Source organism: Paradesulfitobacterium ferrireducens (assembly GCF_017310645.1).
In the GTDB taxonomy this organism is placed as follows: Bacteria; Bacillota; Desulfitobacteriia; order Desulfitobacteriales; family Desulfitobacteriaceae; genus Paradesulfitobacterium; species Paradesulfitobacterium ferrireducens.
The window spans coordinates 289,272-300,474 of sequence record NZ_JAFLRH010000017.1; the positions used below are offsets into that span (position 1 = coordinate 289,272).

Sequence of the window (11,203 nt, forward strand, 5' to 3'; positions counted from 1 at the left end):
ACCCTAGGATACTGAAACCTGAATACATTTCTTTAGCCCTGGTGAAAAATACGAGGGGGGGTGACTCCTTGAGTTCGATGAAGCGGGTCAATGACCTGATTGATCACCCTGAATTCCAACGACATTTGGAAAAAACTGAAGAGATGGAGCGGGAAAGGAAGTTCTGCAAACATGGCTTTGAACATGGGTTGGCCGTGGCCCGCATTGCCCATGCGTATCTCCTGGAAAAAGGAACAAAACCGGAACGGGAAGTTGTATATGCGGCAGGGCTTTTGCATGATATAGGACGTTGGCTGGAGTATGAAACCGGGAAAGATCATGCCCTGGCAAGTGCTGAATTAGCTCGTCCGATATTGGCGGCTTGTGGATTTTCCGGGAGTGAGATCGGCATCATTGAGCAGGGAATACGCGAGCATCGGCTTCATGGACAGCCGGGATTAAGCGCGCTGGGAGAGGCTTTGGCTCTGGCAGATGACTGGGCCAGGGATTGCCGCAGCTGTACGGCGCGTGCCGACTGTTATAAATTTGGAGATTCGATGCTGCGCATTACATATTAGCAGGAGGATATCAAATGAAAGACTACGGTATGAGATGGGTTAAGCTGGACAGTGCGGAAGAAGGAAAGCGGGCGTTGAAGCATATCGGGTCTGATCCCGGTGGGATTGCCTTAATGGCCGGGAAGGCGGTCGGACGGGCGATTAAGCTTGAAGGAGTTCCATTAAGGGTCGCCCATATTCTCAAGCAAGAGATGCTCGCAGCAGATGGAGATGCCGCAGTTCACCGCGATGTTATCACCAATGGCATAGAGGCCACCGATATCATGCTGCTGGGTACTGTGCGCCAGTTGGAAAAGGTGGCAAATAAACTTCTGGCCCAACCGTTTGGCTTGAAGGATATTGGAAAAGCTCTGAAGGAACTTTTAAGCACACTCGAACCACGGAAGCCCCGTATCCTTAACTGCCGGGGAAAAGAGTTAACCTTAGGAGAACGCACTCTCATTATGGGTATTCTGAATGTGACTCCGGATTCTTTCTCGGACGGCGGGAAGTTTTATCACTTGGAAAACGCTTTGGAGCAGGCGGAGAAGCTCATTGCAGACGGAGCGGATATTCTTGACATCGGGGCTGAGTCAACCCGGCCGGGGCATAAAGAAGTTAGCGCCGAGGAAGAATGGAGCCGCTTGGAGCCTGTTTTGAAAGAGCTTGTGGGGAGGATTTCCGTTCCCATCTCGATTGACACCTATAAGGCTGAGGTTGCCGCTAAGGCCATTGAGGCGGGTGCCAATATCATCAATGATATCTGGGGGCTGCAGCGGGATCCGGATATGCCGAAGACGGTAGGGGATTACCAGGTGCCGGTGATTGTGATGCACAATCAAGATGGGACAGAGTATCGGAATATGATGGGAGAAATCTTTTCTTTCCTGCGTCATAGCATCCATTTGGCCGAGGAGAATGGACTGAGCGGGGATCAGATTATCCTGGATCCGGGAATTGGCTTCGGTAAGACAACGGAGCAGAATCTGGAGGTTATGGCCCGCTTAGACGAGTTTAGAGCCTTAGGTCACCCGGTCCTCTTGGGTACTTCGCGCAAGTCCATGATCGGGAATACCCTGAAACTGCCGGTAGAGGAACGTCTGGAAGGGACGCTGGCCACCAGTGTCCTGGGCGTAGTGGCCGGGATGGACATGATACGGGTGCACGATGTAAAGGATAACGTCCGAGCCATTAAGATGGCTGATGCGATCATGCGGGCGCAGAGAGGTGCCAATTATATCGGGGAGTGAGCGAATGTTAAAAAGAAGAAAGGATGCCATTCACCTGCGGGGACTTGAGTTTTATGCCTACCACGGGGTGCTTCCGGAAGAAAATTTGCTGGGGCAGCGTTTTATTGTGGATGTTGACCTCTTTTTGGATTTAGCCGGGCCCGGGCATAGTGACAAGGTTGAGGAGACCGTGAGCTATGCGGAAGTCTATGAAGTGGTGCGCGATTGTGTCAGCGGGGAGCGCCATCATCTGCTCGAGAGTTTGGCGGAAAGTGTCGCAGCCAAGATTCTCGCACAATTTCCCTGTGAGGAAGTGCGGGTAGAAGTGCATAAGCCGCAAGCGCCGGTACCGGGGATATTTTCCGATTTGGCGGTCGAAATCTGGCGCAGGCGTGACATTAACACGGAGCATAAAAAAACAGAAAAGATAATGACCGGAATGGACGGGAGTTAAATTTATGCAAGCGTATCTAAGCCTAGGGAGTAATATGGGTAATAAAGGGTATTATTTGAGGGAGGCGCTTAGGCTTTTAGGAGAGAACCAAAGGATTCGAATCATGGCCCAGTCTCACATCTATGAGACTAAGCCTTGGGGATATACGGATCAGGATGATTTTTGGAATGTTGCGGTTGAAATTGAGACAGAACTGGAACCTTTGGATTTGCTGAAAGTATGCCAGGAAATAGAAAACAGACTACAGAGAAAAAGGATTTTGCGCTGGGGCCCGCGCACGATTGACATTGACATACTTCTCTATGATAATAGAGTTAGCAATTTAGAGCAGCTTAGATTGCCCCACCCGCGTATGGAGGAGCGAGCGTTTGTGCTTACCCCTTTGCGCGAAATTGCCCCCAGACTGGTTTTGCCCTCCGGACGCTCGATTCAGGAGGTAAGCGGAGAAGGGGAGGTAAAGCGGGTAGACTAACGAGGATTGGGCGAATCAGGTGTTTTCAGAAGAGCTAAGTTTCTAACGGTGTCATCCGCAAGGAGATACACGTTTGAAAAATTTAGACTACTGACTACTACTCCGTTCGGCCGAAGAATTTATCTTCGGTTTGGCCGAACGGCGTAAGTCATCCTCAGACGGTAAGCTTCCTTTGGAGTTTCGCCTTCGGCGCGAATCTGCACTGTAGATTCGCGTCACTGGAGACTTACGTTCCTGAATTCTACTTTAAGTCATTACAGTTAATTAAGGTACCGCTTGGATCGGCACGACCGAGACGGTGAAGGATTAAAAATATTGGGCACCTTCACGCCAAGTGAGGGTGTTTTTTGATTTTGGGGTGAAAAAAGATGAGATTTGGGATTATCGGGACGGGGGTAGTCGGCACCGCCCTGGCCATCAAACTGGAACAGGCCGGGTATGAGTGTGTAGGTGTTCATACCCGTAGTGAAAGCTCATACGCTCGATTCAGAGGCTATTTAACCAAGGATTTTCTGTCCTTAGATGTACTTGTGCCAAAGGTGGATATCCTGTTTGTTACGACCCAGGACGACGCGATTGGGACGGTTGCAGCGAATTTGGCAGAGCACAGACTTTTCCGGGAAGGGCAGTTATGGGTTCATTGTTCCGGTTCGCTGCGGGCGCAAGTCCTTAAAGCGAAGCCGGACTTACCGGTAAAAACCCTATCTCTTCACCCTCTGCAGGCATTTGCGACCGTGGATGAGGCCTTAGAAATCCTAGAGGGTACACATTTTGGAGTGGAGGGAGAAGGGGAAGAGAAAGGAGAGGAAATCGTCCGGGCGCTGGGAGGAATTCCGCACCGGCTGAACTCCGAACATAAATCCCTCTACCATGCGGGAGCTGTGATTGCTTCGAATTACATGGTTGTATTAGCGGCGCTGGCGGAAAGGTTATTCCTGGGGGCCGGCATCGAGCCGGAGGAAGCGCTGGAATCCCTGCTTCCTTTAATGAGCGGAACCTTACATAATTTAAGCAAAGTAAAGGTACCACGGGCTTTGACCGGGCCGATTGCCCGCGGTGACACGGAGGTTATTCAAGGGCACTTAAGCCAGCTGCCGGATGAGATTGCTGAAACTTATCTGTCGTTAGGCAGGCATGCATTGGCGCTAGGCAAAGAAAAATTGGCGCTGGCGGGTAAAGAGTATCCGCCCCAGGTATGGCAGGAGTTAAGCGGGATATTTGCAGAGAAACAGGGATAATGGATTATGAAAGGACTGAGCAGGAGAATGATTAGCACTTGGTTTATTAAAGAATTGAGAGCGCACGTACAGGGGGAGAAGCGGAAGGGTAAGAAAATTGCCATTGTTCCGACCATGGGTTATCTTCATCGCGGACATCTCAGTCTGGTAGAGGAGGCCAAGCGCGCGGGTGCCTTCGTGGTGATGAGTATTTTTGTTAATCCTCTCCAGTTTGGGCCGAAGGAAGACTTTGGGCGCTATCCGCGTGACCTCGAACGGGATAGCAGTCTGGCTGAGGAAGCGGGGGTCGATCTGCTGTTTCATCCGGCACTCGAGGAGATGTATCCCGAACCCATGTTAACCCTGGTCGAGGTGAAAGAACTTGATGCCGTATTATGCGGGAAATCCCGGCCCGGCCATTTTACCGGGGTCGCCACGGTTGTGGCTAAACTTTTTAATATCGTGCAGCCGGATCTCGCTTTTTTTGGCCAGAAGGATTATCAACAGGTGCAGGTGATTCGCCGTATGGTCAGTGACTTAAATATGCCGGTGGAAGTACGGAGCGTTCCGATTGCGCGCGCAGAGGATGGATTGGCGCTCAGTTCCCGCAACGTCTATTTAAGCCCGCAGCAAAGGGCGGAAGCGGTGGTGCTGTATCAGAGCCTGGAGGAGGGTGCAGCCGCTATCCGCAAGGGAGAACGGAGCGCCCGTGCTCTAGAAAATTTAATTCGGGCCAAGATTAAGGCGGAAAGCAGCGGAGACATTGACTATGTCGAAGTAAGGGATGCTGCTGATTTGAAGGAAGTGACGGAGATTGAGGGGCCGGTGGTAATTGCCCTGGCCGTAAAATTCGGTCAAACGCGCCTGATTGATAACAAAGTGGTGGAGGTGGGAACAGATGTTTAGGCATATGATGAAATCTAAAATTCACCGGGCTACGGTAACTGAGGCTAATCTCAAATATGTGGGAAGTATTACGATTGATTCGGCCTTGATGGAAGCGGCCGATTTGCTTCCGAATGAACGGGTCCAGGTGGTGAACAATAATAACGGGGCAAGGTTAGAAACGTACGTGATTCCCGGGGAGGCCCATTCCGGGGTGATCTGCTTAAATGGAGCAGCAGCCCGGCTGGTGCAGGTCGGGGATGAGGTCATTATCATTTCTTATGGGATCTTTACGGATGATGCCGCTCGCTCCTACCAGCCCAAAGTGGTGTTTGTGGACAATGCCAACCGGCCGGTTAAGATTGCCCAGGAAGAGATACACGGGGAAAGGGATTAAGATGATACGCCATAAAATCTTAGATCTCTTAGCTGAGCGGCCAGGGGAATTTATCTCAGGAGAACAGATCAGCCAAGAGCTAAATTTGACGCGGGCAGCAGTCTGGAAACAAATGAAAGGGTTGAAGGAAGCCGGCTATGAGATTGAGGCCCAGACCAAAAACGGGTACCGCTTGCTCGCGAGCCCGTTGGCTCTTGATTCCTGGGCCCTGGCTCGAGAATTAGAAACCGAGAATCTGGGACGGGAACTTTATTTCTATGAAGACATCTCCTCCACCAACGAAAAAGCCAAAGAACTGGCACGTCAGCGTGCAGCCCATGGGGCAGTGGTCATCGCCAGACGGCAGAGCGCCGGACATGGGCGGATGCAACGGTTATGGGAGTCTCCCGCCGGAGGACTCTGGATGACCGTGGTGCTTAAGCCCAACCTATCCTTGGCCGAGGCTTCCAAGCTAACCTTGGTAACCGGTGTGGCTGTGGTGGATGCCCTGCGTGACTTGACCGGACTTAAGCCGGGAATTAAATGGCCTAATGATATCCTTTTTGAAGGAAAAAAGCTTGCCGGGATTCTCGCGGAAGTGGTGGGGGAATGGACCACGATTCAGACCATGGTGATTGGCATCGGAGTCAATGCCAATATTGAACGAAAAGATTTAAGCCCTGAACTTCCGGCGGCATCTTTGCACGATCTGCTTGGGCGTAAGCTGGATCTAAACCGGTTGGCGGCAAGCATCCTCAAATACCTGGAGCAAGGACTTAAAGAATTTGAACAGGATGGCTTTGCCCCGTTGCGCGAACTTTGGCTTGAGCGTGCTCTCGGGATTGGCCGGGAGTGTGCGATTGAAAAAGGGGGTCGGGTTTACCGGGGTATCATCCGGGGAATCGCTCCAGACGGGGAGCTGCTTGTAGAGGCAGAAGGAAAAGAGCATCATTTTTCTGCCGGGGAAGTACGCCTGCGGGCGGTCAACGGGGAGTATTTCTAAGCCATAAGTATATGCAAAATCACGATCCATATGATGAGGAGAAACTTCTATGATTTTAGTATTTGATGTGGGGAATACCAATATTGTCTTAGGGGTCTATGATGAAGGACTGTTGATATACCACTGGCGCGTTTCCACTGAGAAATCGCGTACCGTCGATGAACATGCGGTGGTAATCAAAAATCTGTTTGACTTTAGTGGGTTGCGGTTTGAAGAGATGAAAGCGATTGTGATTTCATCCGTGGTGCCCCCGGTCATGCCGACGTTGGAAGCTTTGGCGCGCAAGTATTTCGGAGTGGAACCGTTGGTTATCGGCCCGGGTGTTAAAACCGGGATGCCCATTATTTACGACAATCCACGGGAAGTCGGAGCCGACCGGATTGTGAATGCGGTTGCCGCTTTTTCCAAGTATGGCGGCCCGCTGGTCATTGTTGATTTTGGCACGGCGACAACGTTCTGTGCCATTTCGGCCCAGGGCGAATATCTTGGCGGAGCGATTGCTCCCGGGATCGGGATTTCAACCGAGGCCTTGTTTCAACGGGCTTCGAAGCTGCCGCGAGTTGAACTGGTGAAGCCGAAGTCGGTGATTGCCAAGAATACGATTGCCGGGATGCAGTCCGGGATTTATTTTGGATTTACGGGTCAGGTGGATGGGATTGTGGAACGCATGAAAGCGGAGCTGGGGCCGGAAACCAAGGTGATTGCGACCGGAGGTTTGGCCGAGCTAATCTCAGAAGAATCGCGTATGATTGAAGTAGTGGACCCATTCCTCACCCTTGACGGCTTGCGTATTATTTATGAACGGAATGTGCGCAAGGGATAACCCTAAAATCATGAGGCACTTAATCATGAGGCACTTAATCATGAGACAATGTGCATGTCTTACAGGAGAAGAACATATCTATGAAACTAGGACCATATGAGCTTGCCACGCCGGTATTTCTGGCTCCGATGGCGGGGGTGACGGATAAGGCCTTTCGGCAAACGGTTTATGCCGTTGGAGGCCGCTACACCTGGACGGAAATGATTAGCGATAAAGCCTTAAACTACCAAAACCCGCGTACCTTGAATATGATAGATGTGAGCGGGGAGCCTGCGCCCCGAATTGTTCAGTTATTTGGATCTGAGCCGGAGACGATGGCTCAGGCCGCCGGTTTGGCCATTGCCCACGGGGCGGATATTATCGATATCAACATGGGCTGTCCTACCCCAAAGATCGTGAAAAACGGCGAAGGCTCCGCCCTCTTGCGCGATTTGCCGCGGGCCCAGGAAATTGCGGCCCGGGTCGTAGACGCTGCCCGGAACGTTCCTGTCAGTGTAAAAATGCGTTTAGGCTGGGCCACGGATGAGCTGGTGGCTCCAGAGCTTGCCCGGCGGGTGCAGGAAGCAGGGGTCAAAATGGTTAGCGTGCACGGCCGGACCCGGGAACAGTATTATGGGGGTAAAGCGGATTGGACGCTGATTAGGCAAGTGAAAGAGGCGGTCAGCATCCCGGTCATTGGAAACGGAGATGTGTGCAGTCCGGAGGATGCCCGCCGGATGCTTGAACTAACCGGCTGTGACGGGGTAATGATCGGCCGGGCCGCGCTGGGGAATCCCTGGATTATCCCCCGTGTTCAGCGTTATCTTCTCACAGGAGACTTAGAGCCTGAGCCTGGGCTTTCGGAAAAAATCAACGTAGCTCTTGAACATTTCGATCGGCTGCTTCAGTATAAAGGGGAAAAAATCGGGCTCAATGAAATGCGCAAGCATGCGGTGTGGTATGTAAAAGGGATTAAACATGCCGCCCATATCCGCGACCGGATTATGCAAACCCAGACTGCGAAAGAAATGAAGAACATTCTCTTGGGAATCTTGGACTCGCACGCATAGTTTTGAAATAAATTGGTAGAATAGAAGAGCACCAAAAAATGTAGAAATCAGCACTAAAAATATCGAGGGGGGAAACGGTAACCTTGACAATATTTTGCACCTTTCTTATAATAACGAGTAATTGAGTGAAAGCCTAACCACAAAAAATTGGCGACAGATAAGTCTAAGGGGCTTTATATATAGGAATGGCAATGCAGCCACCTTATAAGGCACAGGACGAGAAAAGGGAGCGAGAACGGAATGCCCGAAAAAGAAGTAATTTTAACTCTGGAAGGTTTAAAGAAGCTTGAAGATGAGTTGGAATATTTTAAGACGCAAAAGCGCAGAGAGATTGCAGAGAGGATCAAACAAGCCATTGAATTCGGGGACATCAGCGAAAACTCCGAGTATGAAGATGCCAAGAACGAACAAGCATTTATCGAAGGAAGAATTATAACTCTCGAAAAGATGTTGAGAAATGCCAAGGTAATCGATGATTACGAAGGGACCGACCTTGTTGTCTTAGGTTCAAAGATTTTGCTCAAGGATATTGATTACGGGGATGAAGAGGAATATACGATTGTCGGATCGGCTGAAGCTGATCCCGGCACGAACAAGATTTCCAATGAGTCTCCGGTAGGTAAAGCTGTGCTGGGCCAAGCGAAGGGAACTGTGGTTGAAGTTAATGTTCCCGCAGGTGTTCTGCATTATCAAATTGTGGATATTATGTAGAACCTATGAGTTCGATTGATGATTTAACATGTGTCTTTGAGGGAGGTTTTTTGCCTCCCTTTTTGGTACATTAAGGCTTGCACTCGTCAGAACGGTTTATTGACGGATGCAAGCCAAGTTTAGTTTATATAATAATACTATATATGAACTTTATGAACTTGTTTTATGGCATTGGAGTTTGGTAAAATTGATTGATAAAGAGATTGGGCGGAGGTATGTGGTAATGGACAATGAAAATGATCTCTGGCGTGTGCGCTTGGACAAGCTTAGTTTGCTGCGCCAGCGTGGGATAGAGCCATACGCGGATCGTTATCAGAGAACGCATCAGGCGCTGGAGATTCTGGAGCAGTTTCAAGAGCTTGAGGGAAACAAAGTCAGGGTCGCCGGGCGCATGATGGCGAAACGGGATCAGGGCAAGGTGATATTTACCCATATTCAAGATTTTAGCGGCCGTATCCAGATTTATATTCGCAAAGATGATGTCGGTGAAGATTTATTTGATTTAATTTCTAAATTTGATATAGGCGATATTATCGGAGTCGAGGGAGTTGTCTTTAGAACTAAACGAGGCGAGATTTCCATCCATGCTGAGAAGGTGCAAATACTTAGTAAAGCGTTGCGTCCGCTGCCGGAAAAATTTCATGGACTCACGAATGTGGATTTGCGCTACCGCCAACGCTATCTTGATTTGATCATGAACCCGGATGTGCGCGACGCGTTTGTGGTCCGGAGTAAAGTAATCAGAGCCATGCGTGAATACTTAGAGAGCCAAGGATTTCTCGAAGTTGAGACCCCAACTCTGCATACTATTGCCGGGGGTGCAGCAGCCAGGCCGTTTATTACGCATCATAACACCCTTGATTTAGATTTATATTTACGCATCGCGCTTGAACTTTACCTGAAGCGTTTAATTGTCGGCGGGTTTGAAAAGGTTTTTGAAATCGGGCGTAATTTTCGCAATGAAGGGATTTCCATTAAACATAATCCTGAATTTACGATGATGGAGCTATATCAAGCGTATGCCAACTTTGAGGACATCATGGAACTCACAGAACACATGATTGCTTATATTGTGGAGAAGGTGCACGGCTCCCTGACCCTGACCTACCAGGAACAGGTGCTCGATTTCACAACTCCTTGGCGGAGACTGCCGATGCTTAAAGGGATTTTAGAGTATGCTGGGGTGGATTTCCGAACGATCTTGACGGATGAGGAAGCACGCCGGGCAGCAAAAGAAAAGGGTCTGAAGGTGGAAGAGAACGCCTCCAGAGGGAAAATTATTAACGCCTTCTTTGAAGAATATGTAGAGCCAAAACTGATTCAGCCTACCTTTGTTACAGGGCATCCTGTCGAGATCTCTCCTCTGGCCAAGCGCAACAGGGAGCATCCGGAATATACGGATCGCTTTGAAGTATTTGCTTATGGACGGGAGCTGGGGAATGCCTTTTCCGAACTGAATGATCCGATTGATCAGCGCCAGCGCTTTGAGGCTCAGATGGCCGAGCGGGATCAGGGGGATGACGAGGCTCACATGATGGATGAAGATTTCCTCCAGGCACTTGAGTATGGCCTGCCGCCAACCGGGGGCTTGGGCATCGGGATCGACCGTTTGGTCATGCTGTTAACAGATTCCGCTTCGATTCGGGATGTCATTCTGTTTCCCACCATGCGGCCGAAAGAAGAAGTCGGCAAGGAGTAACTTGGCTAGGTATTACACTTTTTCGATGTCTTATCGGATAAACATGAAAAGTTATCGATTCATTAGAAATTTGTTGTTAATAGAAGATATGTAACCGATAGTTGTCTTTAGCGTGAGTTTGTGCCAACTAGGCAAGATTGAATAGTTTTTTGAGTCATGATATAGTATCGAATGTTCGGTTAATGATCCGATCATAATACGGAATTAAAACTAACGGCAGAAACAGGAAAAATTAAAAAACCGTTGACATCGAAAAGATGTTATGCTAAGATAAGATTCCGTCAGCCGATTAAGGCAGCGAACATCCTGATCTTTGAAAACTAAACAACAAGACGCCAATGGAACTCGTCAGTAAAAGCTGAGCAATCAGCCGTAACTGAGAAAAATGATTTTGAGCAGTCAAAATCTCTTAAAATGCCTCGAGATACGAGGGAAGTGCTCGTCGAATGCTTGCCGTCTCGATAGTCCAGTAGGGCTATCGCACTTGTTGGCGCATTCGACACTCAGAACCTCGTGTTCTTCGTAAATTTTACGGAGAGTTTGATCCTGGCTCAGGACGAACGCTGGCGGCGTGCCTAACACATGCAAGTCGAACGGTCCGGCCCTTAATGTTCGCATTAAGGGCCGGATAGTGGCGGACGGGTGAGTAACGCGTGGGTAACCTACCCATAAGACCGGGACAACCCCTGGAAACGGGGGCTAATACCGGATGAGCTTAGCTTGAGGCATCTCAAGCTAAGGAAAGGCGG

General features: G+C 49.7%; 12 protein-coding genes and 1 rRNA gene. All 13 read left to right on the forward strand.

Features of this window, described 5'->3' with window-relative positions; genetic code table 11:
• The first annotated feature begins 77 nt into the window (after window positions 1-77).
• The gene (locus J0X21_RS06675) at window positions 78-557 is read left to right on the forward strand and encodes an HD domain-containing protein (protein WP_206811428.1); all 480 of its coding nucleotides are present in this window, start codon (window positions 78-80) and stop codon (window positions 555-557) included.
• Between the two features lie 14 nt (window positions 558-571).
• The gene (gene folP, locus J0X21_RS06680; RefSeq protein WP_206811396.1) at window positions 572-1,786 is read left to right on the forward strand and encodes a dihydropteroate synthase; all 1,215 of its coding nucleotides are present in this window, start codon (window positions 572-574) and stop codon (window positions 1,784-1,786) included.
• A gap of 4 nt (window positions 1,787-1,790) precedes the next feature.
• Window positions 1,791-2,219, forward strand: coding sequence for a dihydroneopterin aldolase (folB, locus tag J0X21_RS06685; RefSeq protein WP_206811397.1), 429 nt, complete (start codon window positions 1,791-1,793; stop codon window positions 2,217-2,219).
• Window positions 2,220-2,223: 4 nt separating this feature from the next.
• On the forward strand, window positions 2,224-2,691 hold the full coding sequence (gene folK, locus J0X21_RS06690; protein ID WP_206811398.1) for a 2-amino-4-hydroxy-6-hydroxymethyldihydropteridine diphosphokinase: 468 nt from the start codon (window positions 2,224-2,226) through the stop codon (window positions 2,689-2,691).
• Between the two features lie 368 nt (window positions 2,692-3,059).
• Window positions 3,060-3,929 (forward strand): Rossmann-like and DUF2520 domain-containing protein, encoded by an 870-nt coding sequence (locus J0X21_RS06695; RefSeq protein ID WP_206811399.1) that lies wholly within the window; start codon window positions 3,060-3,062, stop codon window positions 3,927-3,929.
• 27 nt (window positions 3,930-3,956) lie between these two features.
• On the forward strand, window positions 3,957-4,814 hold the full coding sequence (gene panC, locus J0X21_RS06700; protein WP_236006099.1) for a pantoate--beta-alanine ligase: 858 nt from the start codon (window positions 3,957-3,959) through the stop codon (window positions 4,812-4,814).
• The gene (panD, locus tag J0X21_RS06705) at window positions 4,807-5,190 is read left to right on the forward strand and encodes an aspartate 1-decarboxylase (protein WP_206811401.1); all 384 of its coding nucleotides are present in this window, start codon (window positions 4,807-4,809) and stop codon (window positions 5,188-5,190) included. The genes panC and panD overlap by 8 nt, the downstream gene beginning before the upstream one ends.
• A gap of 4 nt (window positions 5,191-5,194) precedes the next feature.
• Entirely contained in the window at window positions 5,195-6,172 is a 978-nt protein-coding gene (locus J0X21_RS06710) for a biotin--[acetyl-CoA-carboxylase] ligase (RefSeq protein WP_206811429.1), read from the forward strand.
• 49 nt (window positions 6,173-6,221) lie between these two features.
• Window positions 6,222-6,995, forward strand: a complete 774-nt coding sequence (locus J0X21_RS06715) for a type III pantothenate kinase (RefSeq protein ID WP_206811402.1) — start codon at window positions 6,222-6,224, stop codon at window positions 6,993-6,995.
• Between the two features lie 80 nt (window positions 6,996-7,075).
• On the forward strand, window positions 7,076-8,044 hold the full coding sequence (gene dusB / locus J0X21_RS06720) for a tRNA dihydrouridine synthase DusB (protein ID WP_206811403.1): 969 nt from the start codon (window positions 7,076-7,078) through the stop codon (window positions 8,042-8,044).
• A gap of 240 nt (window positions 8,045-8,284) precedes the next feature.
• On the forward strand, window positions 8,285-8,755 hold the full coding sequence (gene greA / locus J0X21_RS06725) for a transcription elongation factor GreA (RefSeq protein ID WP_206811404.1): 471 nt from the start codon (window positions 8,285-8,287) through the stop codon (window positions 8,753-8,755).
• 223 nt (window positions 8,756-8,978) lie between these two features.
• Window positions 8,979-10,454, forward strand: coding sequence for a lysine--tRNA ligase (gene lysS, locus J0X21_RS06730; RefSeq protein WP_206811405.1), 1,476 nt, complete (start codon window positions 8,979-8,981; stop codon window positions 10,452-10,454).
• A 528-nt stretch (window positions 10,455-10,982) separates the two neighbouring features.
• Window positions 10,983-11,203 (forward strand): 16S ribosomal RNA (locus J0X21_RS06735); the annotation flags it as partial.

Coding starts and splice junctions, on each gene's coding strand:
- J0X21_RS06695 (WP_206811399.1), top strand. CDS start 3,060: ATGAGATTTGGGATTATCGGGACGGGGGTAGTCGGCACCGCCCTGGCC.
- panC (WP_236006099.1), top strand. CDS start 3,957: ATGATTAGCACTTGGTTTATTAAAGAATTGAGAGCGCACGTACAGGGG.
- lysS (WP_206811405.1), top strand. CDS start 8,979: ATGGACAATGAAAATGATCTCTGGCGTGTGCGCTTGGACAAGCTTAGT.
- folK (WP_206811398.1), top strand. CDS start 2,224: ATGCAAGCGTATCTAAGCCTAGGGAGTAATATGGGTAATAAAGGGTAT.
- dusB (WP_206811403.1), top strand. CDS start 7,076: ATGAAACTAGGACCATATGAGCTTGCCACGCCGGTATTTCTGGCTCCG.
- panD (WP_206811401.1), top strand. CDS start 4,807: ATGTTTAGGCATATGATGAAATCTAAAATTCACCGGGCTACGGTAACT.
- J0X21_RS06715 (WP_206811402.1), top strand. CDS start 6,222: ATGATTTTAGTATTTGATGTGGGGAATACCAATATTGTCTTAGGGGTC.
- greA (WP_206811404.1), top strand. CDS start 8,285: ATGCCCGAAAAAGAAGTAATTTTAACTCTGGAAGGTTTAAAGAAGCTT.
- folB (WP_206811397.1), top strand. CDS start 1,791: ATGTTAAAAAGAAGAAAGGATGCCATTCACCTGCGGGGACTTGAGTTT.
- folP (WP_206811396.1), top strand. CDS start 572: ATGAAAGACTACGGTATGAGATGGGTTAAGCTGGACAGTGCGGAAGAA.
- J0X21_RS06675 (WP_206811428.1), top strand. CDS start 78: ATGAAGCGGGTCAATGACCTGATTGATCACCCTGAATTCCAACGACAT.